Source organism: Mixta calida (genome assembly GCF_002953215.1).
GTDB classification, from domain to species: Bacteria; Pseudomonadota; Gammaproteobacteria; order Enterobacterales; family Enterobacteriaceae; genus Mixta; species Mixta calida.
Genome location: NZ_CP026378.1, coordinates 2857035 through 2882343, shown reverse-complemented (window position 1 = coordinate 2882343; position 25309 = coordinate 2857035). Strand labels below are relative to the sequence as shown.

The 25309-nt window shown below is 54.5% G+C and carries 18 protein-coding genes; 14 read left to right on the top strand and 4 right to left on the bottom strand.

The genetic code is table 11. The annotated features are described in order from the left end of the window. Positions 1–26: 26 nt before the first annotated feature. The 3 genes from yegD to C2E16_RS13765 all read right to left on the bottom strand — a co-directional run bounded on the left by yegD (position 27) and on the right by C2E16_RS13765 (position 5555). Positions 27–1379, bottom strand: coding sequence for a molecular chaperone (gene yegD / locus C2E16_RS13775; protein WP_084970818.1), 1353 nt, complete (start codon positions 1377–1379; stop codon positions 27–29). 88 nt (positions 1380–1467) lie between these two features. Then, positions 1468–4803 (bottom strand): diguanylate cyclase, encoded by a 3336-nt coding sequence (locus C2E16_RS13770; RefSeq protein WP_084970816.1) that lies wholly within the window; start codon positions 4801–4803, stop codon positions 1468–1470. 110 nt (positions 4804–4913) lie between these two features. Further along, positions 4914–5555: a phosphatase PAP2 family protein gene (locus C2E16_RS13765; protein ID WP_038625270.1), complete on the bottom strand. Its 642-nt coding sequence runs from the start codon at positions 5553–5555 to the stop codon at positions 4914–4916. A 325-nt stretch (positions 5556–5880) separates the two neighbouring features. Between C2E16_RS13765 and udk the strand changes: the two genes are divergently transcribed. From udk to asmA, 3 genes are read left to right on the top strand one after another with little or no spacing between them, the layout of a single operon-like run. Beyond that, a complete protein-coding gene (gene udk / locus C2E16_RS13760) occupies positions 5881–6522 on the top strand; it encodes a uridine kinase (protein WP_038629943.1) in 642 nt (213 codons plus the stop codon). Between the two features lie 34 nt (positions 6523–6556). After that, positions 6557–7138, top strand: a complete 582-nt coding sequence (dcd, locus tag C2E16_RS13755) for a dCTP deaminase (RefSeq protein ID WP_038625271.1) — start codon at positions 6557–6559, stop codon at positions 7136–7138. A 21-nt stretch (positions 7139–7159) separates the two neighbouring features. Next, positions 7160–8986, top strand: a complete 1827-nt coding sequence (asmA, locus tag C2E16_RS13750; protein ID WP_084970814.1) for an outer membrane assembly protein AsmA — start codon at positions 7160–7162, stop codon at positions 8984–8986. Positions 8987–9157: 171 nt separating this feature from the next. Here the strand turns inward: asmA and C2E16_RS13745 are convergent, their stop codons facing one another. Beyond that, a complete protein-coding gene (locus C2E16_RS13745) occupies positions 9158–10735 on the bottom strand; it encodes a TerC family protein (RefSeq protein WP_038625273.1) in 1578 nt (525 codons plus the stop codon). Positions 10736–11715: 980 nt separating this feature from the next. Here C2E16_RS13745 and C2E16_RS13740 point away from each other — a divergent pair. The 11 genes from C2E16_RS13740 to C2E16_RS13690 all read left to right on the top strand — a co-directional run bounded on the left by C2E16_RS13740 (position 11716) and on the right by C2E16_RS13690 (position 25274). Beyond that, positions 11716–12846 (top strand): polysaccharide export protein, encoded by a 1131-nt coding sequence (locus tag C2E16_RS13740; protein WP_038625274.1) that lies wholly within the window; start codon positions 11716–11718, stop codon positions 12844–12846. Positions 12847–12851: 5 nt separating this feature from the next. Next, positions 12852–13286, top strand: a complete 435-nt coding sequence (locus C2E16_RS13735; protein ID WP_084970820.1) for an arsenate reductase/protein-tyrosine-phosphatase family protein — start codon at positions 12852–12854, stop codon at positions 13284–13286. Between the two features lie 12 nt (positions 13287–13298). Next, complete coding sequence (gene wzc, locus C2E16_RS13730) at positions 13299–15476, top strand: tyrosine-protein kinase Wzc (RefSeq protein ID WP_084970812.1); 2178 nt, start codon at positions 13299–13301, stop codon at positions 15474–15476. Positions 15477–15545: 69 nt separating this feature from the next. Beyond that, positions 15546–16451, top strand: a complete 906-nt coding sequence (locus C2E16_RS13725; protein ID WP_104951536.1) for a glycosyltransferase family 2 protein — start codon at positions 15546–15548, stop codon at positions 16449–16451. Positions 16452–16484: 33 nt separating this feature from the next. Further along, positions 16485–17579: a hypothetical protein gene (locus tag C2E16_RS13720; RefSeq protein ID WP_144380552.1), complete on the top strand. Its 1095-nt coding sequence runs from the start codon at positions 16485–16487 to the stop codon at positions 17577–17579. Then, positions 17580–18662 carry a glycosyltransferase gene (locus tag C2E16_RS13715; protein ID WP_104951535.1) on the top strand — a complete coding sequence of 361 codons (1083 nt, stop codon included), beginning with the start codon at positions 17580–17582 and terminating at the stop codon, positions 18660–18662. Positions 18663–18735: 73 nt separating this feature from the next. Continuing rightward, on the top strand, positions 18736–20139 hold the full coding sequence (gene wcaJ / locus C2E16_RS13710) for an undecaprenyl-phosphate glucose phosphotransferase (protein WP_038629946.1): 1404 nt from the start codon (positions 18736–18738) through the stop codon (positions 20137–20139). A 339-nt stretch (positions 20140–20478) separates the two neighbouring features. Beyond that, positions 20479–21591 (top strand): glycosyltransferase, encoded by a 1113-nt coding sequence (locus C2E16_RS13705; RefSeq protein WP_159378786.1) that lies wholly within the window; start codon positions 20479–20481, stop codon positions 21589–21591. A 49-nt stretch (positions 21592–21640) separates the two neighbouring features. Continuing rightward, a complete protein-coding gene (locus C2E16_RS13700) occupies positions 21641–22645 on the top strand; it encodes a glycosyltransferase family 2 protein (RefSeq protein WP_167401674.1) in 1005 nt (334 codons plus the stop codon). 95 nt (positions 22646–22740) lie between these two features. Continuing rightward, positions 22741–23763: a polysaccharide pyruvyl transferase family protein gene (locus tag C2E16_RS13695; protein WP_038625279.1), complete on the top strand. Its 1023-nt coding sequence runs from the start codon at positions 22741–22743 to the stop codon at positions 23761–23763. Positions 23764–23795: 32 nt separating this feature from the next. Beyond that, on the top strand, positions 23796–25274 hold the full coding sequence (locus tag C2E16_RS13690; RefSeq protein WP_038625280.1) for a lipopolysaccharide biosynthesis protein: 1479 nt from the start codon (positions 23796–23798) through the stop codon (positions 25272–25274). The last annotated feature ends 35 nt before the right edge of the window (positions 25275–25309 follow it).

Genomic DNA, 25309 nt, shown 5'->3' with positions numbered 1-25309 from the left:
GCCCGAACGGGCCAACCCAGCGGACGTCAGGCGAAAACGATCTGCGCCCAGCGCGCCAGCCCGGCGGTAACGGAGCCGAAATCGTCGCCGGTCGCCAGCGGAATGGTCGGCAGCTGCCGCTGCAACGCCTGACGCAGCAGCGGCGAGCGCGCGCTGCCGCCTGTGAGATAGATTATGTCCGGCGTGGTGCCGCTGGTCTCCAGCGCCAGCCTGACCTGCTCCTGAATGCGCTCAATCGGCGCGGCGATCGCCGTTTCAAGCCCTGCGCGGTCGACGTCCGTCGCCAGGCCCGCTTCGATAAACGTCAGCGCGGTGCTCACCTCCGGCAGATCGGTAAGGGCGATTTTGCTCTCTTCCGCCGCGCGCACCAGACGGTAGCTGAGACGCTGCTGCCAGACTTTCAGCAGACGCTGCACCTTTTCCGGTTGACGGGCGTCGCGGATCAAATCCTGTAACAGTTTACGGCAGGCGGAGGAGTAGAAATCGCTCTGCGCCGGCACGTCGTTGATCGCCACCGCGTTCCACCATGGCAAAGCGGGCAGGGCGGTGCCTTTCTGCGTTTCGCCGCCCAGACCGAGCAGCGGCATCAGCTCTTTGTAGGCCAGCGCGATGTCAAGATCGTTGCCGCCGACGCGACAGCCGCTGTGCCCCAGCAGGCTGCTGGCGCGATCGGCGCTGTTGCGCCACTGTGGGCCCATCAGCACCATACTGCAGTCGGTGGTCCCGCCGCCGATATCCACCACCAGCACCCGCTTTTCTTCATTCAGCGTCGCTTCGAAATCAAGCCCGGCGGCGACCGGTTCAAACTGGAAAACCACGTCACGAAAACCGGCGCGGCTGGCGGCGCGCGCCAGAATGCCCTGCGCCTGCTGATTGGCGTCCGAGCCGCCCAGTCCCTGGAAGTTGACCGGACGGCCGATCACCGCCTGATCGATGGCGCAGTCCAGCTGCCGTTCCGCCGTCTGGCGGATATGCAGCATCATGGCGCAGACCAGATCTTCGAACAGGGCGATCTGCTGCGGCTTCAGGCCGCTGGCGCCGAGAAAGGATTTTGGAGATTTAACGAACCAGACCTCTTCAGGGTCGGTCATATATTGCGCCAGCGCGTCGAGGCCAAAATGGACGCTGCCGGGCGTGACGTCGATATCTTCGTCGCGGTTGAAGGCGATAGCGCGGCGCAGCAGCGCCTGGTTTTCCGCTTCAGGCGTCGGCACCTGGTGATGGCGAAACAGCCATTCGCTGATCGCTTCGCGCGTCGGGCCGCAAAGCATTGAAGGCAGATAAGGAGAATCCTTTTCCAGTTTGAGCAGCCGTGGCGCGCCATTTTCAACCACCGCGACAGAACAGTTAGCCGTTCCGTAATCGAAACCGATAAACACAGAATATCCCCTCAGCAAAAAAAGGGGGTGACTTTACCGGAGCCGATCGGCACTGGCAAATGTTTCGCGCGTGATTGTGCGGTGAGGATCATTTAATGGCGAAAAAGCTATTTTCCAGCAGCGCGCATAGCGGCTCGCCGCCGTTGACCGCCGGTCCCCAGACCGCGTTGATGCCGATGCTCGCCAGCGTGGTCAGGGCGACCGGCAGTTCCACCGGCCCGGCAACGGTGGCGATATTCAGCCGCTGAGCCTGCCCGTGAATAATCGAGACCAACATTTCATCCATCAGGCTGAAATGCACGTTGGCGATCAGATCCGGCGCCAGTTGCAGGAAATCGATATCTGCCTGCGGCAAACGCTCGAACGCCTCCAGATTACGGCCAAAATGACGCAGCAGAATAGGGCAGCCCAGCTGGCGCAGTTGCAGCAGCACCGGCCGCAGCGCTTCGGTATGGTTCAACAGCGCGCTGGTTTCGAGGCTGATGATCACCCGTTCGCCGCGCAGCGGGCCGGCGGCCAGCGTGTCGATCAGCTGGCTCAGCGTGCGCGAATTGAGCAGGCTTTCCCCCGACAGCGGCAGGACGACATTCAACGCTTTATGGGCGACCCCCGTCGCATGACGGCTGAAAAAGCTGTCGAGCAGGGCGCGATCGAGCCGCTCGCACAGTGCTTCATCCGCCAGGCTGGCGCGGAACGCCTCAACATCGATTTCATGTCCCTGACTGTCGGTAAGGCGCGGCTGCAACAGATGGAAGTTAGCCGACTGCGTCGTATGCGGCGCGCAGACCGCCCAGGCCTGCCAGCGCATCGGCTGCTCAATTAATCTGACGATATCTTCATGGGAGAGCGTAACCGCCTGCGACTGCTGCAGGCGCGTTTCGTAAACCGACAGCTGGCCGCGGCCGTTATGCTTGGCGTTATAGCAGGCGAGATCGGCCTGCGCCAGCACTTCGCTGCTGTGGTTGTTATGGGCGTCGATTTGCGTCAGGCCCGCGCTGGCGCCGATACGATGCAGCTTGCCTTCCCACAGGAAACGGTAGTCGTTAATGGCGGTGACGATGCGCTGCACGACGTTGCTGGCGTCCCCTATGCCGCAATCGGGCAGCAGTAGGCCGAATTCATCGCCGCCGAGCCGCGCCAGAAAATCGTTGCCGCGCAGCAGATGACTCATTATCTCGGCCAGCTCGCGCAGCAGGGCGTCGCCAGCGGCGTGGCCGGCGCTGTCGTTTACCGCCTTAAAGCGATCGAGATCGATAAACGCCAGCACGTGCTGCTGCTCTGCGGCGGAAAGCAGCAGCCGCTTCAGCTGATGCTCAAAGCTGGTGCGGTTCGGCAAGCGCGTCAGCATATCGTGAGAGGCGCTGTAGTGCAGACGCTTCAGCATTTCGCGCGATTCGCTGACGTCCTGAATCACCAGCACGCTGCCGATATTTTCTCCCGTCAGGGTTTTCAGCGGCGTCAGACTGTAGTGAATAGCGAACTGCTCGCCGGAAGCGTTATGCAGGATCAGATCGCGGTCCAGTTCGGTGACGGTCGCATTCTGCGGCAGGTTGCTGCGCAGGATATTTTCCATTTCCGGGCCGTGGGCGCCGTGCGTGATGCGCAGTATATCGCTGATGGGCTTGCCTTCCGCCTGTTCCTGCGTCCAGCCGCTCATCTGCTCCGCCACCGGATTCATAAAGGTGACGCGCAGTTCTTCGTCGGTGCTGATCACCGCTTCACCAATCGCATCAAGCGTAATATGCATGCGCTCTTTTTCCTGATAGAGCGCTTCGGTCAGCATGCGCAGCTCGGTGACATCCTGATTGATGCCCAGCATGCGGGTGATGTCGCCTTCAGGACTGAGCAGGCTGTCAGCCTGCGAGCGAATATAGCGAATGCCGTGGCGGGTAAGGATACGGCACTCCAGGGTAAAAGGCTCTCCCTCTTCCAGCGCGCGCCGCACCGCTTCCTCCGCCATCGGACGGTCGTCGGGATGCAGGCGCCTCAGCCAGAATTTATACGTTGGGCGATCGGTAAGCTCCAGTTCATAAATGGCGAACATGCGCTTATCCCAGCTCATTTCATTCGTGGCGACGTTCCATTCCCAGACGCCGATGCCGCCCGCCTCGTTAGCCAGCGTGATGCGCTCCATCAGCCGCTGGTTTTCCGCCTGGCTCTGTTTCAGGCCGCTGATGTCCTCAATTTGCGAAATAAAGTAGAGTGGGTTGCCCTCCAGATCGCGCATCAGCGAAACGGCCTGCAACACCCAAACGACCTCGCCATCCTGACGGATATAGCGTTTTTCCAGCGTGTAATAGTTTTGTTCGCCACGCAGCAGGCTTTCCGCCTGTTGCAGATCGGCGGCCAGATCGTCAGGCCAGGTGATTTGCTGCCAGCTCAGCTTTTGCAGCGCGTGCGGCTGATAGCCAAGCAGACGGCAAAGCGCCTGGTTCACCTGCAGCCAGTTGCCGTTCGGCGTCACCAGCGCCATGCCGATGGCAGAGTACTCCATCGCGTTGCGAAAGCGCTGTTCGCTTTCGCTGATATGCTTTTTCTCTTCGCGGAACGAAAACATCACCATCGTCATGATATGGCTCGGAATCAGCACCAGCAGAAAAGGCAGCCAGGGCGCGGTAAGCCTGAAGGCGGAATTGACGGTATGCAGCTCGATCAGATTGAACGCCAGCAGCAGCGACGCCAGCGAAATATTAGCGAAAAAAACAAAGAAGGCTTCCAGGCGCGGCAGGCGCACCGCCGCCCAGAACAGAATGACGATAACGAAGGTAAACGGCCAGGGTAAAAAGCGCAGCGCCAGGCAGCAGAGCAGCAGCGAAAAGACCAGCGTCGCCAGCGGCTCCAGCAGCGCGTGCTGCTGCGCCTGCTGACGCAGATAGCCAGGCTGCCACAGCAGGCATACTGGCCCCAGCGCCAGCATGCCGATCACTTCCGCCAGTATCCAGGTGAGGAAAAAATGCAGGGTCGGCGCGCCGCCGATAATATGCAGCCACCAGATCGCCGCCAGCGCGCCCAGCAGGGGCATCAGGATGCCGACCGCCACCACCATTTTGCACCAGCTCATCAGCGAATCGAGCGGCGCGTCCGGACGCAGCAGCATGCGCAGCAGCAGACCGCCTGTTAACCCCTGCAGCAGATTAATCAGTGAGAAAGCGAGCAGCGACCAGTGCAGTCCGAACATCAGCAGGTTAGCGCACAGCGTGCCGAATAGACAGGCCGCCAGTATGAGCGCCAGAGAAGGACCCCGGCAGCGGAAAACCGCCACCGTCATAATGGCGGACGCGTACCAGATCGGCGAAATTTTGTTACCGAACGCCGCCAGTTCCAGGCAGAACAGCGAGGCGAGAAAGCATAGCAGGCCCAGCAGCAGCGCAGGCCTGAAAGAAAATGGAGCGTTTTGCGCGGGCGAAAAGGTATCGGTAGTCATCCACGAGTCCGGCTTGCCTGCCAACGATGGCTGACAGGCGTGATATCACTGTTGTGATGCTAGCACAGGGTGACTAACCTGACCCATTGGCAACCGCAGAAAGAGCGACGCTATTCAAACGATTGATAGCCGGGCAGGCGCTGATTCAGCAAGTCCGCGCGCGTCCAGGGCCTCTCCAGTCCGGCGATATTCGCGGAAAAATGTTCAAGGAAGTTTTGCGTTGTGGCGATGCGTCCATGCCCCATAATAATCAGCGGAAGCACCAGCGCCGCGCTGAGCTGGGGCAGGCTAAAACCTTTGAGCTGCGTATGACGCTGCGAAATCAGAAACAGCGTGCTGAGGGTAAAGCCCAGCAGCAGGCCGGTAGCGACCTCGCTTTTCGAGTGCGCGTGCAGTACCAGACGCGACGCGCCGACCATCAGCGGCAACATATAGCCGAGCGTGACCGCGACGCCGCGCCAGAAGGCAGGCAGGCGGCCCGACAGCAGCCACAGCATCACCGGCCAGAGCGTGGCCGACATGGCGCTGTGTCCGCTAAAGCCGGTGAAGTTAAAGCGCGCGCTGCCGATGCCGAAGCCCATAAACAGGATTTTCGACACGCTGACCACCAGGCCCGCCAGGCCGAAGGCCAGCACCCAGCACCAGACGGTGTGACGTTTGTCGCTTTTCCACGGCAGGATCAGCGCGATAAGGATTGCTGTGGGGATCAGCAACATGCTGTCGCCAAAATAGGTGATCGTTCTCCAGGACATAGCCAACCTTTCTGTTTATGAATATGCCTTTCGCCGCCTGGCGGAAGGGGTGTCGCTACGCTGTCACCTGAAAGTGAGAGGTTACGCACGCGCAGCAGTTTATCGGTGAAACGCGGCCGCGCCAAAGGAGAAAGTCTGAAAAGCGCGCATTCCGCGTGCGGCGCTGCCGACGCGCGCGCGGCAGACCGCTTTTTTCTGGCATCGCATCAGCGATCTCCCTATAATTGCCGTCAGTTAACCCTCTCAATATCTGACTGAACGCTAAGGATGATGTTTGCACATCGCCGAGGCCACCATGTCACACAGTTATCAGGTCTTTAATTTTATGACTGACAAGTCCCATCAATGCGTCATTGTAGGTATCGCAGGCGCATCCGCATCAGGAAAAAGTTTAATCGCCAGCACGCTCTATCGTGAAATTCGCGATCAGGTGGGCGATGAACATATCGGCGTGATTCCTGAAGACAGTTACTACAAAGACCAAAGCCATCTCACTATGGAAGAGCGGGTTAAAACCAACTATGACCACCCGAGCGCCATGGATCACGATCTGCTGTTGCAGCATCTGCAGGCGTTAAAGTCGGGTCAGCATATCGAGCTGCCGGTTTACAGCTACGTCGAACATACGCGTACCCAGGAAACCATCCATCTGAAGCCGAAAAAGGTGATTATCCTCGAAGGCATTCTGTTATTAACCGACGCGCGCCTGCGCGAAGAGATGAATTTCTCTATTTTTGTCGATACGCCGCTGGATATCTGTCTGATGCGCCGCATGAAGCGCGACGTCAACGAACGCGGCCGCTCAATGGATTCGGTGATGGCGCAGTATCAAAAAACCGTACGTCCGATGTTCTTACAGTTTATCGAGCCGTCAAAGCAGTATGCGGACATCATTGTGCCGCGCGGCGGCAAGAACCGCATCGCCATCGATATTCTGAAAGCGAAAATCAATCAGTTCTTTGAATGAGGTCGTCGGCGCTGACGCAGAGGAGTAACCATCGATGAGATTATGCGATCGCGATATTGAAGCCTGGCTCGACAACGGCAAGCTGGCGATTACGCCGCGCCCGCCGGTTGAACGCATCAACGGCGCGACCGTTGACGTGCGGCTCGGCAACCAGTTTCGTACCTTCCGCGGGCATACCGCGGCGTTTATCGATCTGAGCGGCCCCAAACATGAAGTCAGCGCCGCGCTCGATCGGGTGATGAGCGATGAAATCGTCCTGCCGGAAGGGGAGGCGTTTTTCCTGCATCCGGGAGAGCTGGCGCTGGCCGTCACGCTGGAATCGGTCACGCTGCCTGACGATCTGGTCGGCTGGCTTGACGGGCGCTCCTCGCTGGCGCGCCTGGGTTTAATGGTGCACGTTACCGCTCACCGCATCGATCCGGGCTGGCAGGGCCGAATCGTGCTGGAGTTCTATAATTCAGGGAAACTGCCGTTAGCGTTGCGTCCGGGCATGCTGATCGGCGCGCTGAGCTTCGAGCCGCTTTCCGGCCCCGCCGCTCGCCCCTATAACCGCCGTGAAGACGCGAAATACAAAGGGCAGCAGGGCGCGGTCGCCAGTCGTATCGATAAAGATTAACTGCCTTGAACAGGGGATGGGATGAGACGATTAATTACCACGCTGGCCATTTTATTCGTCGTTGTTGTGGCAGGGATGACAGCGCTGGTATTGCTGGTTAACCCCAACGATTTTCGCAGTTACATGGTGCGGCAGGTCGAGCAGCGCAGCGGCTATCAGCTGCGGCTTGAAGGCGATCTGCGCTGGCACGTCTGGCCGCAGCTCAGCATTCTGGCTGGCCGGATGTCGGTTACCGCGCCGGGCGCGCAGCAGCCGCTCGTCACTGCGGAAAATATGCGGCTTGACGTCCATCTCCTTCCTCTTCTTTCCCATCAGCTCAGCGTCAAGCAGGTGATGCTGAAAAACGCCGTGGTGCGTCTGACGCCGGACAGCGCCGCGCAGCGACCGGACGACGCTCCGGTGGGGCCGTCCGATTCGGCGCCGCCGGAACTGGTTCGGGGCTGGACCTTCGATATTGGCAGTCTTGAGGTGGCCGACAGCCTGTTGATTTGGCAGCAGCCGCAGGGCGAAGCGATCAACTTCCGCGATCTGAATCTCTCCCTGACGCAGGACAGCCGCCGCGAGGCGGCAATTACGCTCTCCACGCGCGTTAACCGCGATCAGCGTGAACTGCAACTTTCACTGAACGGCACGATGAACGTGGCGGAATACCCGCGCCGCGTTAACGGCACGGTAGAGGACCTCACCTGGCAGCTGCATGGTCCCGGCCTGCCGGCCGCGGGGTTGCAAGGCAAAAGCAGCCTGCAGGCGGAGTGGTTGGATGAGAGCCAGCGCTTCTCCCTGCGCAACATCGCGCTGACGCTGGGCGAAAGTCAGCTGAACGGCGCCGTCAGCGGCAAGCTGGGTAATGCGCCGGTACTGAATATCGATATGCGCTCGCCGCATCTCGATCTGGATGCGCTGACGGGGCTGAATAGCGACAACAGCGCGACGCCAGCGGGCGCGCAGACGACGGGCGGGACGCGTCCGCCGGTTATCGCCGAGCCCGCCAGCGTGGATGACGCTTTCTTCAACGCCCTGACGGGCAGCATTAAGCTACAGGCGGATGCGCTGCGCTGGCGCGGCCTCGATCTTCAACAGGTGGCGCTGGACGCGGATAATCAGCGCGGCGATATTACCCTGAATATGTTTTCCGGGCGCATCGGCGCAGGCACCTTTTCGCTGCCTGGCAAGATCGATATGCGTCAGCAGCCGGCTCAGGCCGCGCTGCGCCCGGCGCTGCGCGATATCGCTTTGGCGCCGCTGCTGAACGCCTTCGCGTTGCCGCCGTCGCTTGACGGGCAGCTGACGCTCTCCGGCACGCTGAGCGGCAAGGGACTGAGCGTGAACGATTTTCATCGTCACTGGCGCGGCGAAGCGGATATGTCGCTTGCCCCGGCGCGTATTATCGGCATGAACTTCCAGCAGCTGGTTCAGCGTGCCGTGGCGCGCAACAGCGATCGTGTCAGCAGCGAGGATGAAGCGGGAGACAGCAATGAAACCCATATCGATAAGCTGCGGGCACAGGCGACGCTGAATGACGGGCTGATTGCGCTGAAGGGAATGGAAGGCGACACCTCGCGCTTTAAGCTGAGCGGGGCAGGGCAACTTGATATGGCGCGTCGTCAGTGCGATATCACCTTCGGCGTGCAGGTGACCGGCGGCTGGAAAGGGGATAGCGATCTGATCGCCGCATTGCAGCAGACAGCGGTTCCGCTGCGCTTGTATGGCGGATGGGATAATTTGCAGTACAGCCTGCAGTTGGATCAGCTGCTGCGTCAGCGGCTGGAGACGGAAGCGAAGTCGCGCATCGACGAGTGGAAGCAGCGCCATCCCGACAACGCGAAGCCGGACAACGCGCCGCGCTAACAGGATGATGACAAAAAGGCGCCTCGTGGGCGCCTTTTTTCTGGAGAGCATCGCGGGTTTCGCAATATGGCGAAAGGCGATTATCCATATCGCCTTAAACCTGTCTGTTCAGAATGCGTTACTGTTGCTCCGCATCAGCCGCTTTATCGTTTAGCCGGGTGACGTTTGCCGCTACACTTCGTAATCCGGCTCCGGCTGAGCAAGCGGCACGATTTGTACCCGGTGCACGCGATGGCTCTCTACTTCCAGCGTGCGGAACAGATAGTCTCCTACCTGCAACTCTTCGCCCGGCTGCGGAATATGTTGCAGCCGGTCCATCAGCAGGCCGGCGATAGTATGATAATCGCGCTTTTCATTCAGCGGCAGCGCGATATACATCACCAGATCGTCCAGCGGCATATGGCCGTTCGCTATCCAGCTGCCGTCCTCTTTTTGCAAAATATCGTAGCGCGCGTCCAGCTCTTCGCTTTCATTAGGCAGGTTGCCGGCGATGGTTTCCATAACGTCGCTCAGCGTCACCACGCCTTCTACGGAGCCAAACTCATCCACCACAAAGGCGAAGTGGGTGCGGGCGCTGCGGAACTGCTCCAGCGCCAGCAGCAGCGTCAGCTGCTCCGGGAACACCAGCGGCTGACGCAGCAGGGCACGCAGATCGAGAGAGTGAGTATGCAACGCCTGATGCAGCAGATCGATCACATGCACCACGCCCAGCGGTTCGCCGCCGTTTTCCGTCACCAGCATGCGCGTATGCTGGTTGCGATCCAGCTGCGCCATAATCTTTTCCGGACTGTCGCTGAGATCGATATGATCGATATCGTGGCGCGAAGTCATGATGCTGCTGACGCTGCGCTGCGCCATGCCCATGACGCGCACAATCATCTGACGCTCCTGCTTGTTAAACACCGCGCCCTCTTCACGCGCGTCGGCGACCAGCGAGGCGGTTTCGTGATCCAGCTCCGCCTCGACGTTTTCGCCGCGCAGCAGATGCAGCACCGCTTCCGCCGTACGTTTGCGCAGCGGCATTTTGGCTGACAGAAACCGGCGGCGGTTGAACTGCGACAGCTGATTGAACGATTCGATCAAAATAGAGAAACCGATGGCCGCATAGAGATAGCCTTTTGGAATATGGAAGCCAAACCCTTCGGCGATCAGGCTGAAGCCAATCATTAACAGAAAGCTCAGGCAGAGAATAACGATCGTCGGATGGCCGTTAACAAAACGCGTCAAGGGTTTGCTGGCGAGGATCATCAGAAAAATTGCGATGACCACCGCCGCCATCATGACCAGCAGGTGATCCACCATGCCGACGGCGGTAATGACCGCATCGAGCGAGAAGACCGCATCCAGCACCACGATTTGCGCCACCACCGGCCAAAAACGGGCGCCGTGTTTCTGCGGCTTGTCATCCAGGTCGCTGCCTTCCAGCCGTTCATTTAGCTCCATCGTGGCTTTAAACAGCAAAAAAATTCCGCCGACCAACATAATCAGATCGCGGGCGCTGAAGCCATGGTTAAACAGCGTAAAAAGCGGACGCGTCAGACCTGTCAGCCACGAGATAGAGGTCAGCAGCAGCAGACGCATAATCAGCGCCAGCAGCAGGCCTGTTACCCTGGCGCGGTCGCGCTGGGCGGCGGGCAGTTTTTCCGCCAGAATTGCAATGAACACCAGATTATCGATGCCCAGCACCAGCTCCAGCACGATTAACGTCACCAGCCCGGCCCAAATTGACGGATCGGCGATCCATTCCATACCCTTTATCACCCTTTATTTGTTTATTTGTCAGGAATGATGATGGGAGCTGAATAATCAAAACGCAATAATATCTGAGAAAAATCCTAAACAAATAACGGACGAGCCTCATTTTACGGCCCTGTGCGCAGATAATGAATGGCAATTATTCGATTTTTACCGGGGGAGCTGGGCTGGGATTATTAACATTTGCTGGTGAAATAGTCGTATTTTATTTGGCTCCTGTAATAAAAGGTATTATCAAGCCGGAATTATCTGGAAAAGAACGAAAGGCCTTACTGAGATAACACATTGAAAATAAACAACTATTTTTTATATTCTTTAGTCTTATTCTGAAAGTGCTATGGATCTGCTTTCTCATGCTTGTCACAACCAGTCAATAGTATAAAAATCTAGCCATAACTTATGTGATCGAACCGTGATAATTTATCTGGCTCTGCTGCCCTGCGCCGGTAAAAGCGTAATAAGCGGCGGCGTTAAGAAACATATAAAGACCGTTCGATTCATGCGCCTCAAATAGCACTGCTTCTGATTAAACAGCATTGGTAGCTGAAAGCCAGGGGCGGTAGCGTGCCTAAACTCTGACGCGCTGGTCGAAATATACCCGTCAAGAGTAATTTATAATTTTCTGTTGTTTTAAGACTAATGCCAAATAAATACGACAGAATAGAGGTTTTCATTACAAGCCTGATTAGCGTAATAGCCGATGGCGTAATAGCGCCGCAGTGGACATCACGCTGCTCTGGCTGACCATCAACGATTGAACTGCGGGAAGGCGGGCCGCTTCTGTTTACACTGGGCGTTGCGACAGAGCGGCTTTAGCGGCAGAGACATTTAAGCATAAAACGAGGGGCAAACATCTCATGACGGAACAGCAATAGTTGAGGCAGATTGGTCGTGAATTGACGTTTATTCATGAGCATTTTTTTGCGGCGACACACCGCTTTAGACAATAAATCAGCAATAGCGATGATAATTCAATGATGAAATCGAAACTCAAGTTGGCTCCGTTACTGGTGTCAATCTCACTTATCAGTGGCTGTACTGTAGTCCCAGGGCAAAATGTTTCCACCAGCGGCAAAGATGTCATTAAACAGCAGGACGCGGACTATGACATCGATAAGATGGTTAATGTCTATCCGGTAACGCCGATGCTGGTTGAGCAACTGCGCCGTAAACCTGTCGTGGCGCGGCCGAATCCTTTGCTCGACCAGGAGCTGGCGAATTATGAATACCGTATCGGCGTAGGCGACGTGTTAAGCGTCACCGTCTGGGATCACCCGGAGCTGACGACGCCTGCCGGCCAGTACCGTAGCGCCAGCGACACCGGCAACTGGGTGCATTCAGACGGCACCATCTATTACCCTTACATCGGTCGGGTTAAGGTTGTCGGCAAAACCATTCAACAGGTGCGCAGCGAAATTCAAAACCGTCTGGCGAGCTATATCGAAAGCCCGCAGGTCGATGTCAATATCGCGGCGTTCCGATCTCAGAAAGTCTACGTGACCGGCGAAGTGACGACGTCCGGCAAACAGGCGGTCACCAACATTCCGTTGACCGTGCTGGATGCGATTAATGCGGCCGGCGGTCTGGCGGCAGAAGCGGACTGGCGCAATGTGATTTTGACGCATAACGGACGCGAACAGCGTATTTCTCTCCAGGCGCTGATGCAGAACGGCGACCTGACGCAGAACCGCCTGCTTTATTCCGGCGACATCCTTTATGTGCCGCGTAACGATGACCTGAAAGTCTTTGTGATGGGCGAAGTGACGCGTCAGCAAACCCTGAAGATGGATCGCAGCGGCATGACCCTGACGGAAGCGTTGGGCAATGCGCAGGGCCTGAACCAGGAAGTCTCTAACGCAACTGGCGTCTTCGTCATTCGTCCGAACCGTCAGCAGGGCGGCAAAATCGCCAACGTTTATCAGCTGAACACCTCTGACGCGACCGCGATGGTGCTGGGCACTGAATTCCAGCTTGAGCCGTATGACATCGTTTACGTCACCGCGACCCCGCTGACGCGTTGGAACCGTGTTATTAACCAGTTGCTGCCGACCGTCAACAGCGTGCGTTACAGCATCAACTCGGCGCATGACATCAGAAACTGGTGATGAGTATGTTTAATTCCATTCTCATCGTGTGTGTCGGCAATATTTGTCGCTCGCCAACCGGCGAGCGGTTAATGAAACATTATTGTCCACACATACAGGTTTCATCAGCGGGCTTAGGGGCGCTGGTGAACTACCCCGCTGATGAGAACGCCATCAAGGTAGCAGCACAGCATGACCTCTCGCTGGAGGGGCACCGCGCGCGGAAAATTACTTCAGCGATGTGCAGAGAAAACGATTTGATTCTGGTGATGGAAAGGAAGCACATCAATGAGATCGGCAAGATCGCGCCGGAAGTTCGCGGTAAGACCATGCTGTTCGGCCATTGGTGTAACGGCCGTGAAATCCCGGATCCCTATCGTAAAAGCATAGAGGCTTTTGAATCTGTTTACCTTTTACTGGACGACGCCGCTCAGAAATGGGCCCACGCATTAAATCGATAATCAGGCATAATAATGGTCAATAAAAAATCAGATAGCTCGCAGAAAATTGCAGATGCCAAAGATGAAATCGATGTAGCCCGTTTATACGGTTCAATTATCGATCATCGCTGGCTTATTATTGGCGTCACCGCGCTGTTCGCCGCTATCGGCGTTATCTACTCGATTCTGGCGACGCCGGTCTATCGCGCCGACTCGCTGGTTCAGGTAGAGCAAAATCAGGGCAGCCTGGTGCTGAGCCAGATTTCCAGCCTGGTGCCAGACACCAAACCCGCTTCCGATGCTGAGATCGGTCTGATCATGTCCAGGATGGTGCTGGGCAAAACGATCGACGACCTCAACCTGCAAACCACCGTCACGCCGAAATATCTGCCGGTGGTGGGTGCAGGCTGGGCGCGTCTGATGGGTCAGGATCAGAAAAAAATCGCCGTTTCCCGTCTGGAACTGCCGCCGGAGTTAATCGGCCAGAAGCTGGAGCTGGAAATAGGTGAAAACCATACCTTTACCCTCTCCAGCGACGATGGCGAGTTGGTAAAAGGCAAAGTAGGGCAGTACGCCGCGCAGGGGAAAGTGAAGATTCTGGTCTCCGATACCGACGCAGGCCCAGGCGATACCTTTACCGTACAGAAAAACGGCTACCTGCAGACCTACAACGATCTGGTTGGCCGTCTGAGCGTGGTCGATCAGGGTAAAGACACCGGCGTACTGGCGCTGACCCTGAACGGCACCGATCCGCAGCTGACGCAGGATACGCTGCGCTCCATTACGGAGAACTATCTGCTGCAGAACGTCGAACGTAAATCGGCGGAAGCGCAAAAGAGCCTGGACTTCATCAGCCGTCAACTGCCGGAAGTGCGCCAGAAGCTGGATGACGCTGAGAATAAGCTGAACGCGTTCCGTCAGCAAAATGACTCGGTCGACCTCTCTCTGGAAGCGAAGTCGATGCTGGACACCATGGTGAACGTGGATAATCAGCTGAACGAGCTGACCTTCCGTGAAGCGGAAATCTCCAAGCTTTACACCAAGGAGCACCCGGCTTATCGCACCCTGCTGGAAAAACGTCAGACGCTGCGGGATGAGAAGAAAGCGCTGGAAAGCAAAGTGTCCGCGCTGCCGAAAACGCAGCAGGAGATTATTCGCCTGACGCGTGACGTCGACGCCGGCCAGGCGGTGTTTATGCAGCTGCTGAACAAACAGCAGGAGCTGAGCATCAATAAGGCCAGCACCGTCGGCAACGTACGTATCGTTGACCCTGCGCTGGTGCTGAACAAACCGATCGCGCCGCGCTCCGCCATTATCATCGCCGTCTCTCTGGTGCTGGGCCTGCTGGTCTCCACCATCTACGTGCTGATGAAAACTATCCTGATCCGCGGCATCGAAAGCCCTGAGCAGTTGGAAAACAGCGGCATCAACGTGTACGCCAGCATTCCGATTTCTGAATGGCAACAGCAGCGCGACCGTAAGCTGACCGCGCTGAGCAAAGAGAAGGGCAAAAAAGTGCTGCGCGGCGGCGAGCTGCTGGCGCTGGCTAATCCGGCCGACCTGGCGATTGAAGCGGTACGCAGCCTGCGCACCACCATGCATTTCGCCATGCTCGATGCGCGCAACAACATCATCATGATTTCCGGCACCAGTCCTGATATCGGTAAAACCTTTATCAGCACTAACCTTGCCGCCGTGATGGCGCAGTCAGGACAGCGCGTGCTGTTTATCGACGGCGATATGCGTAAGGGCTACTCCCACGAGCTGTTTAACAGCGATAACCGCAAGGGTCTGTCTGACTTACTGTCAAATCAGGCGACGCTGGAGCAGGCGATTCGTCAGACCAACGTCAGCGGACTCGATTTTATTCCGCGTGGACAGCTGCCGCCTAATCCGTCAGAGCTGCTGATGAGCCAGAAGTTTATCGACCTGATGACCAACGTGCAGAAGCAGTATGACATCGTCATTATCGATACGCCGCCGATTCTGGCCGTTACCGACGCTGCGATTATCGGTATGCAGGCCGGCACCAGCATGGTGGTGGCGGGCTTCGAGCAATCAACGGTGAAAGAAGTGGAAGTGAGCGTACGTCGCTTTGAGCAGAACGGCATCGAAATTAAAGGCGCCATTCTGAACCTGGTAGTGAAAAAAGCCGCCAGCTACTACGGCTACGGTTATTACCACTACAGCTACGAATCCACTAAGCCATAAAACGACAGCGCCAGCCGTTCGCGGCTGGCTTTTTAAGGTTTTTAAAACGAATCCATTGAGACTGATGTTATGACTGAGTCTACGCCTTTAATCAGCGTCGTTATTCCTACCTTTAACCGTGCCGACATCATTTTAAAAACCCTAAACAGCGTCTTAAACCAGACTTATCGTAATATCGAAGTGTTTGTGGTCGACGATGCCTCCACGGACAACACCGCCGCCGTGATGGCGGCCGTGCAGGATGAGCGCGTGCGCTTCATTCAGCTGGAACAGAACAGTGGCGGCACGCGTCCGCGCAACGAAGGCATTGAGCGGAGTCGCGGCGAATTTATCGCGTTGCTTGATTCCGACGACGAATGGGTACCGGAGAAGCTGGAAAAACAGCTCGCCTTTTTACGCCAGCAGCCGGGAAAAAATCGCGTCTGCATGACGGCGAAATACAATAAGCGTCCCGAAGGTTTGCACCTGCGTCGCAACAAGCCGGTGAATAAATACAGCTCCATTATGGAGTTTCTGCTGCTGGGCAACGATTTTCAGACCAGCACGCTGCTGCTGGACGCCGATATCGCCAAACGAGCGAAGTTCGACTCCGCGCTGCGTAAGCACCAGGACTGGGATTTTGCTCTGCGCCTGCAGGAGCGCGGCGCCAGCTTTTACTATCTCGATCTGCCGCTGACCATTTACGACGACTCCGATTCTACTGCGCGCATCTCCTCAGACGGCAAGCGTGATAAATCGCTGATCTGGCTGGAGAGCATCAAAAAACGCGTGCCGAGTTACATCTGGTTCGGCTTCTACGCAAAGATCATTGCTGACAGCTATCTGCTGTCGAATGAAAAAGGCAAGGGCATTGCCATTTATTTAAAACTCCTGTTTTCGGGGAAAATTAAATTCAGCCACTTTATGGCGATGATGAATGAACGAGTAAAAAAGTTAGCCACTATTACCGCGAAACGTTTTGTTCCGGGGAAGTGATTTAAAACAGCAATCAGACCGGCGAATAAAATAATGAAATTTATATCACTGAAGATAGGTATAAGAAAGAATCGCTATCTCTATTTCGATCCGCATATGACCTTTATGCTGTTTCTGTTCATGATGCTGACAATGTTGGCCGTGGCGTTGGTAAAAGAGTCGGTGATGAAGCCGTATTTCTTCTCCGACCAAATCACCATATTCAGCTTTATGAAACTGACTTACAGCTTCGGTCCGGGGAACTCCTACGGCAGTACCGCTTATTTCTATAAGCTGTTGGGCTTTGAGCAAAGCTCCATTGTGTTTGCTCTGATATCGGCAGTAATTATTATCAGCACCTTTTTGTTTATCTTTATCCGGGTGCGCGGCGCGTCAATGAATATTTTCGATATTGGCGTTTTTCTTTTCTTCTGCTTTTCGTCAATGATAAACCTGACGTGGCAAAGTAAAGACTTTATCGTTTTCCTGATAATGATGCCGCTATTAATAACATTCTTAAACCGCACGGCCGGGCTGTTGATATGGACCTGTTTCGCCATATTTTACGCCTACTACTTCAGGACATACTGGTTTTTGTTCCTGCTGGAGTTTTACGGCCTGCTGTTGATGTCGCGCTATGTGCATAAAGGAAAATGGATATTTGTCCTCTGCCTGCTTTCGCTGCTGGTGTTGGCGTTTGGTTTCCAGTACGGCTTAGGCATTGATGTCGACAACTTCCGCAACGAGGTGAACGAGCACCGTCTGGATGATACCGGCGACGGCAGCAATACGCTGATTCGTCCGTGGTTCCCGGCGGGCAATCCGCTGTTTGGCTGGCTGAACGTGAGTCTGACCTGGGTAACGTTCTTCTTTCCGTTCCCGCTGATATTGATGCTGTCGCCTTATTATTTGGTGATTTCGACCTTTATTATTCTGATGTTCAGAAGAATATGGCAGACGATGCATGCGGCGCTACAGGACAGAACCTATCCGCTGGTGGTCTTGTTTTCATTAATTATTATTTCCTATACGGTTATTCAGAGCCTGTTTGAACCGGATTATGGTAGTTATTTACGCCATCTGTCGCCGTTCTATCCGTTAATGTTTTATGTCTATTTGAGTTTTGGAAAATTTAAAAAGGAAGAGTAAATGAAAATCCTCCATGCTGCTGAGACAATAAAAGGTGGCGTCGCCACCGTTTTAAAGCAACTCGTCGCGGCACAACAGGATGATAAAGGCGCTTATCGCATTCAGTGCCTGATCCCGGAGGATCAGGCAGGTGAACTGGATACGGCGCATGAAGAAAACGTGGTGAAATGGGAACGTAAAGGGCGCTCCGTTGGGGCGTTAATCTCTTTCGCCGTCGCGTTCTGCCGCACGGTAATGAAATTCAAGCCTGACGTGGTGCATCTTCACAGCTCCTTCGCCGGAGTAATTGGCCGCGCCTGCCTGTTGCTGCTGTGGCCCTTTGTCCGGCCTAAAGTGGTTTACTGCCCGCACGCATTCAGCTTCTTGATGCAGACCAGCAACGGCAAGAAAAAGATCTATTCGCTGATCGAAAAAGCCCTGCTGCCCATGACCGATGCGATTATCTGCGTCAGCCAGTATGAGGCTGACCAGGCAAAGGCACACGGCATCAGCGCCGACAAGCTTTTCGTCATTCATAACGGCGTCGCCGAACGGCATGTCGTCCGGCCCGATCGTCTCGCCGACCCGCGCATCAACGTGCTGTTCGTCGGGCGTTTCGATTACCAGAAAGGCTATGACGTCCTGCTGGAGGCGATGAAGCGCAATCAGAATCCGAACCTGCATCTAACGCTGATTGGCGACAGTGTCCACAGTTCGGAAGCGATTGAAAAGCTGCCCGGCGCGGAATATACCGGCTGGCTGAAGGCAAGCCAGATGGAGCCTTATTTTATCGCAGCGGACGTGCTGGTCATTCCAAGCCGTTGGGAAGGCTTCGCCATGGTACCGCTGGAGGCGATGAGCTATTCACTGCCGATAATCGCCAGCGACGCCACTTCGCTGCCGGAAGTCGTCATAAATAACGAAACGGGATATCTGTTTAAAAACGGCGACGCTAATTCCTTACTCTCTGTGTTTAATCGCTTGGATAAATCTGATTTAAGTGAAATGGGGCGGAAAGGGAATCAATTATACATAGAGAACTTTACTTCTCAGGCTATGATAGCCAAAACGCATGGTTTATATGCCGACATAATCAAACGTTGAACACCAAATTAACTATAGCGAGGTCTAAGACATGTCTTCAATCATGCATGAATTAGGCAGGGAAGATAATAAAATGATAACGGCTAGTGGATTTCGCACACGTACCAACGCGTCGATTATTTCCATCATACAGCGTTTTTCTGACATTTTTGTTATGTTTATGGGGCTCTATATTTTAGCCCGCATTGAATCACAGTCTTTTACTTCTTCCTGGTGGCTGCTTTCGCTCACTGCGTTAGCGCTGTTCCAGATGATTGGCGGTATCACAGACTTTTATCGGTCGTGGCGCGGCGTCAGCTTCGCCAGTGAATTACAGCTGATTTTACAAAACTGGGCGCTGAGCATTCTGATCACCGCTGGCGTGATGTCGTTCGTCAGCGAACTGGAGCTGAACTTCAAGGCTTACCTGTTATGGTTCGGTATTGTCGCCGTTGGGTTTATCGCTTGTCGCTCGGCCATTCGCTTCTTTGCCCGTATTATTCGCAAGCTGGGTTACAACACGCGCAACGTTGCGATTGTCGGCAATATGCCGATTGGCGTTTCACTTGCTAATAGTTTCATTAACGCCCCCTGGATGGGGTTAAACGTTGTCGGGCTCTATTCTGACGTTGCTAATGAATCTCGTGGTAATGCGGGAAGCATCAATTACTGTGGCAACCTTGACCAGCTGCTGGCCGATGCCCGCGAAGGGAAGCTGGATAAAATCTATATCGCCATGGCGATGTCGGAAGAGACGGCTATCCGCGATCTGGTGGTAAAACTGTCGGACACCACCTGCTCGGTGATGCTGATCCCGGATATCTTTACCTTTAACATTTTGCAGTCGCGCACCGAAGAGATTAACGGCGTGCCGGTGGTGCCGCTGTTTGAAACGCCGATGAACGGCATCAACATGGTGCTGAAGCGCATCGAAGATATCGTTGTTTCTTCCTGCATTCTGCTGTTCATCTCGCCGGCGCTGCTGACCATCGCCGCGCTGGTGAAATTCACCTCGCCAGGCCCGGTGATTTTCCGTCAGGTGCGCTACGGCATGGACGGCAAGCCGATCAAGGTATGGAAGTTCCGCTCGATGTCGGTAATGGAGAACGGCGACACCGTGACCCAGGCGACGAAAGGGGACGCGCGCATCACGCCCATTGGCCGCATTCTGCGCTCTACCTCGCTGGATGAGCTGCCGCAGTTCATCAACGTGCTGAAAGGCGATATGTCCATTGTCGGACCGCGCCCGCACGCTGTCGCGCATAATGAACAGTACCGCTCGATTATTCAGGGCTACATGCTGCGCCATAAAGTGAAGCCTGGCATCACCGGCTGGGCGCAAATCAACGGCTGGCGCGGTGAAACCGACACGCTGGAAAAAATGGAAAAACGTATCGAGTTTGACCTGCAATATATCCGCGACTGGAGCATTATGCTGGACCTGAGGATTATTTTCCTGACCATTTTTAAAGGATTTATCAGTAAAACCGCGTACTGATTTTTGAATGATAACGACAGGGTTGTCTGGCATATTTTATTTAGCAGGGCAATGGTTGAACCGGCGTAGCGTTGTATAACGTGCGGCTGTCTTGCCCTGCTTTTCCATTTTTAAATGGACGATTTCTTTTACTGTATTTTCTAAGGAGAGCGCCTGGTCAGGGTTGACGGTGTTTCTCCTTTTTTAAGTAAACAGGAATCAAGAACAGAGGTGGCAATGAAAGTCTCTTTTTTTGTTTATAATTTTCCGGTTCCTTCAGAAACTTTTGTTATAAATCAAATAATTTATTTTGTTGAAAAAGGGTTTGATGTAGAAATTATTTCGGTCCTGCCAGGACAAATGATTGATGAGTTTGCTGCGAAAGATGAGCATGGATTGCTGCAAAAAACGCGTTATTTGCTGCCTGCAGAAGAAAATAAAAACAGTGCGCGCGCCATCAGCCGCTTCAAAACCATCCTGAAAGGGCTGGCGCGAGGCAAGCTCCGAACGCTGCCGGCAATGAATTTCAAAAAATATGGCTATAGCGCCAAAAATCTCTCTCTGCCCGCGATTGTCGCCGCCAATAAAAAGACCTATGAAGCGGATCTCTTCATCGCGCACTTTGGTCCGGCCGGGGTGCTGGCCAACAAGCTGCGCAAGCTGGGCGTGCTGAAAGGAGAGCTTGCGACCATTTTCCATGGTTACGATATCTCCACCCACCGTATTCTGCGAACCTATAGCGACGATTACAAAGAGCTGTTTCGCGACAGTAAATTTATCCTGCCTATCAGTAAGCTGTGGGCGGAAAAGATCCGCGCGCTGGGCGGCGATCCCGCACGTACCCACATTATGCGCGTTGGCATTGATACCGATAATTTCCATTTCCGTCCGGCAAAGCCGATCGGGTCGCCGATTCAGCTGCTGACTATCGCGCGTCTCACCGACAAAAAAGGGATTTTCACCTCGCTGGAAGCCTGCCGCATTTTAAAAGAACGCGGCTATCAGTTTATCTATAACGTGCTGGGCAACGGCCCGCAGCGCGACGAAGTCGAACAAACCATCGCCCGCTACGGCCTGCAACAGAATGTTATTCTGCATGGTTTCCAGTCGCCGCAGGTGATAAATGACTTCCTGCAAAAATCGGACATTTTCATGTTGCCTTCCCAGACGGCGGAAGATGGCGATATGGAAGGCGTGCCGGTCGCGCTGATGGAAGCGATGGCGCGCGGCATCCCCGTGATCTCCACCTGGCACAGCGGGATACCTGAGCTGGTTGAAGATGGTCGAAATGGCTGGCTAATCAAAGAAAAAGACGCCGCCGGACTGGCTGACGTGATTGCGAAAATTGTTGATGAAAAGCCCGATTTAACGCCAATGCTGCAGGCCGCGCGTCGTAAGGTTGAGCAGGAGTTTGATAAAAATAAATCTTACGACAGCCTGATCAGGTTAATCAGCGGTCAACTGCATGCCTGAGAGCGCAAGCACGTTGGTAACAGGTTAAAAGAGCTTTAGAGAGATCATGATGTCTATGGAACGCTTAGTCAGCATACTGATTCCGGTATACAACTGCGAAAAGTTTATCGAAAAAACGCTGCTTTCGATTATTGAACAGAGTTACAAAAATATTGAAATCGTCATTGTTGACGACTGCTCGACGGATAGCACCCTGCAACGGGTGTACAACCTGCGGGATCGCTATCCGCAGGTGCGTTTCGTTATCCAAAAGAATCAGCCTAACCTTGGCGTGTCAGCGACCCGCAACCGTCTGGTCGCCGCTGCCAGCGGTGATTATATCGCTTTCCTCGATTCTGATGATTATCTGGAAAGCAATATGATTGAGGCGCTGGTCACCACGCTGGAAAGTCAGCAGGTAGATGTTTCGCAGTGTCTTTACTTTTATGAAAGCGAAGACGGTGCGATGAAAAAGGTTACTAACCACTACGCGCCATCCGGCACGCTGACCGGCAAGCAGGCGTTAATCGCCATGCTTGAGGGGGATATACCGGGCTTTCTATGGAACAAACTCTTTAAGCGTGAACTGTTTGACGGCATCGCGTTTGATGAAAAGAAAATCATCTTTGAAGATTATGAAGTGCTGATACTTATCTTTAATAAGAATATTACTATGGCCTTCACTTCAGAGCCTCTCTACCATTATATCCAACGGCCACAATCGCTTACCAAGAAGTCATGGGATAAAGCAACCATGCGTCTGGATTACCTGCCGCTCACCGATCAGCTGACAGGCAGGGCATGGAGCAATAAGGAAGAGCGTAAAATTTTTCTGCGTCATAAATATTCGGTTATCGCGCGCGTGGCGTTTATGGCGGTTTCACGCGCCGTCAGTTTTTCCGCTGCCGTGCAGGCAATTAAAAAATGCCGTTCGCATCTTTCATTCCGTGAGTTTTACTCTGTATCGCCTACGTTAAATAAAAAAATTAATATCCTTAATGTCATGCTGTTCACGTCACCCTATATGTTGGTTTTATTAGGTCGTATGGGTAAGCATATTCTGAAAAGAGGATAAGTTTACCTGCTGGCAAAAAGGGTGAAGATATCTGTCGATAAGGATGTAGTAGCCTTTTAACATTTTTAACCTTGGTGATTATTTAGGAGAAAAGAGTGAAAGTTCATTATTATAAAACAGCCGCAGGCAATTTCGGCGACGATTTAAATGAATGGCTGTGGCACGATTTATTACCAGGGGTTTTTGATGATAACGAAGAGTGCCGCTTTGCCGGCATCGGTACGATTATCAGCTCCGCGCTGCCGCCCGCTAAAAAATGGATCGTATTCAGTAGCGGCGTCGGTTATGGCGTGCCGCCCGCTAACTTCGGCAATGAAAGCTGGAATATTCTCAGCGTGCGTGGCCCGCTGACGGCGCATGTCCTGGGCCTGCCGAAAGAAAAAGCGATTACCGACGGCGCCGCGCTGCTCAGTACGCTGCCGGAATTCCAGCCTGTTCCCGAAGCCGAGCGTAAGGGCGTTATTTTTATCCCCCATCATGACGCGCTGAAAACCGGTCAATGGGAAGAAGCCTGTCGTCGCGCCGGGGTGGAGTACATCAGCCCGCAGGGCGACGCCAAAACCATTATCAACCGCATCCGTCATGCGAAACTGATCCTGGCGGATGCGATGCATGCGGCGATCATCGCCGATGCGATGCGGGTGCCGTGGGTGCCGCTGGTGAGCTCCAGTCAGATCAACACCTTTAAATGGCTCGACTGGACGCAGACCATCAACCAGCATTATCAGCCGCTGGTGCTGGGCAGCAGCTCATTCCGCGAATCGATGCGTAATAAAACCCTGGCGCTCTATGGGGAAAATTACCATCTGAAAAACGCCGACGTTGATTACGCCATTAAGGAATTCATTCGCGTACGTAAACAGAAGAGCACGCCGTGGTGGCCGCACTATCTGAAATACACGCGTTACTTCTCGCATGAAGTGCCTGACCGTCTGTTTACCGGTGCGGAAACACGCTTCAATATGAAATGGAACGACCGCTATATCGATCAGGCGGCGGCGAAGCTGCGTCAGGCGGCTCAGCTGGGCGGTCAGCGCAGCGACGACAGCGTGTTTTACGAGAACGTGGAAAAACTACAGGAGCGGTTGCGCCAGGTTGAACTTATCGCCCGCGCGTAATGTTGAAATATTCCACTCGTCAGGACATCACAGTGAGAAAACAGTCAGATAAACCTACGCCTAAAGGCAGTATCGCTTCTGGGGCGGTTTGGTCGATACTCGATAACGTCGCTGCGCAGGGGATAACGTTCGTTATTTTTCTGGTGCTGGCGCGTTTACTCGATCCGCATCTCTACGGCATGCTCAGCGTCTCCATTTTGATCACTCAGCTGTTCAGAACGGTGATTTTTGAAAGTATCGCTACGTCGATCATACGTAAACATGAGCCGACTGACGAAGACTTCAATACGGCTTTTTTGAGCTGCTGTATTTTTGCCGTGCCGGCATTTCTTATTGTCTTCTTTTCCGCCAACATCCTTGAAAATATGATGCATATCCAGGGACTTGGCGATGTGATCCGTGGGACCAGCGTGATTATTCTGGTCAGCGGGCTGAGCAAAGTGCATGAAGCCTGGCTGACGCATCGTCTGCTGTTCCGCTCGTTGGCGATTCGTTCGATCACCTCTATCGGTTTGGGCGGCATCGTGGGGGTTTATCTCGCCTGGAAAGGAATGGGCATCACCAGTCTGGTGATGCAGCAGGTGGTGACCTCGGTCGTGGCGACGATAACGCTGTGGCTGGCGACGCCCTGGAAGCCGCGCCTGCGTTTTTCCATGGCGTCATTTAAAGAGTCGATGCGCTTTTCGCGCCATGTCGCGCTAAGCGGCATGACTAACTTCGCTAACCAGAACAGTGATATTTTCTTTATCACCTATTATCTGGGTAGCGCGGCGGCAGGGGTTTACTCGGCGGGCAAACGTATCGTCAACACGCTGAATACCGTTATGGCGACGGCATTGATGCGCGTTTCGCTGCCTGCGTTTTCCCGCGTGAAAAATCAGCTGGATGAGTTCAAGTCGCACTATCTGAATGCGACGTTCTTTACCATCCTGCTGACGGCGCCTGCCTTTATCGGCCTTTGCTATCTGTCGCACGATGTTACCTGGCTGCTGCTGGGGCAGAAATGGATGGCGTCGGTGCCGGTTATGCAGATTGTCAGCGCGACCGGGTTTATCGTCTCTATCGGCTATTACAACCATACCGTTATGTTTGCCCGCGATCGTCCAGACTGGCAGTCGCGCCTGACGCTGCTCTATGCGGTCACCAACATTACCGTTTTCTTTATTTTTGTCCGCTACGGGCTGGTGGCGATGGCGCTCTCCTATTCGCTGCGTACGTTACTGCTTTATCCGGTCTCGGCCTGGTGTGCGCTAACGCTGCTTAACGTGACGTGGAAAGAGTATCTGGCGCAGATAACCAGCCCGATTATTGGCTCGCTGGTGATGTGTCTGGGGCTGTTTGCCATGGACAGCGCGCTGGGGCTGAAAACCGGATGGGAAAAGCTGCTGCTGGATATCGCCGCTGGCGCGGTTATCTATGGCCTTTATGTGCTCATATTTATCCCGCGGCATAAGTTGGCAATCTTTTCTAACGCCGTCGCGATGGTGAGAAATCGCAAGAAACCTGCCTGATAAAAAAAAGCCTCAGCGTAAAAGCTGAGGCTTTT

Excerpts from the sequence above, each read along its gene's own strand:
- C2E16_RS13725 (WP_104951536.1), top strand. The coding sequence starts at position 15,546 with ATGACTGAGTCTACGCCTTTAATCAGCGTCGTTATTCCTACCTTTAAC.
- C2E16_RS13735 (WP_084970820.1), top strand. The coding sequence starts at position 12,852 with ATGTTTAATTCCATTCTCATCGTGTGTGTCGGCAATATTTGTCGCTCG.
- udk (WP_038629943.1), top strand. The coding sequence starts at position 5,881 with ATGACTGACAAGTCCCATCAATGCGTCATTGTAGGTATCGCAGGCGCA.
- C2E16_RS13765 (WP_038625270.1), bottom strand. The coding sequence starts at position 5,555 with ATGTCCTGGAGAACGATCACCTATTTTGGCGACAGCATGTTGCTGATC.
- wcaJ (WP_038629946.1), top strand. The coding sequence starts at position 18,736 with ATGATAACGGCTAGTGGATTTCGCACACGTACCAACGCGTCGATTATT.
- C2E16_RS13740 (WP_038625274.1), top strand. The coding sequence starts at position 11,716 with ATGATGAAATCGAAACTCAAGTTGGCTCCGTTACTGGTGTCAATCTCA.
- wzc (WP_084970812.1), top strand. The coding sequence starts at position 13,299 with ATGGTCAATAAAAAATCAGATAGCTCGCAGAAAATTGCAGATGCCAAA.
- asmA (WP_084970814.1), top strand. The coding sequence starts at position 7,160 with ATGAGACGATTAATTACCACGCTGGCCATTTTATTCGTCGTTGTTGTG.
- C2E16_RS13700 (WP_167401674.1), top strand. The coding sequence starts at position 21,641 with ATGTCTATGGAACGCTTAGTCAGCATACTGATTCCGGTATACAACTGC.
- C2E16_RS13715 (WP_104951535.1), top strand. The coding sequence starts at position 17,580 with ATGAAAATCCTCCATGCTGCTGAGACAATAAAAGGTGGCGTCGCCACC.
- C2E16_RS13720 (WP_144380552.1), top strand. The coding sequence starts at position 16,485 with ATGAAATTTATATCACTGAAGATAGGTATAAGAAAGAATCGCTATCTC.
- C2E16_RS13745 (WP_038625273.1), bottom strand. The coding sequence starts at position 10,735 with ATGGAATGGATCGCCGATCCGTCAATTTGGGCCGGGCTGGTGACGTTA.
- dcd (WP_038625271.1), top strand. The coding sequence starts at position 6,557 with ATGAGATTATGCGATCGCGATATTGAAGCCTGGCTCGACAACGGCAAG.
- C2E16_RS13705 (WP_159378786.1), top strand. The coding sequence starts at position 20,479 with ATGATTGATGAGTTTGCTGCGAAAGATGAGCATGGATTGCTGCAAAAA.
- C2E16_RS13770 (WP_084970816.1), bottom strand. The coding sequence starts at position 4,803 with ATGACTACCGATACCTTTTCGCCCGCGCAAAACGCTCCATTTTCTTTC.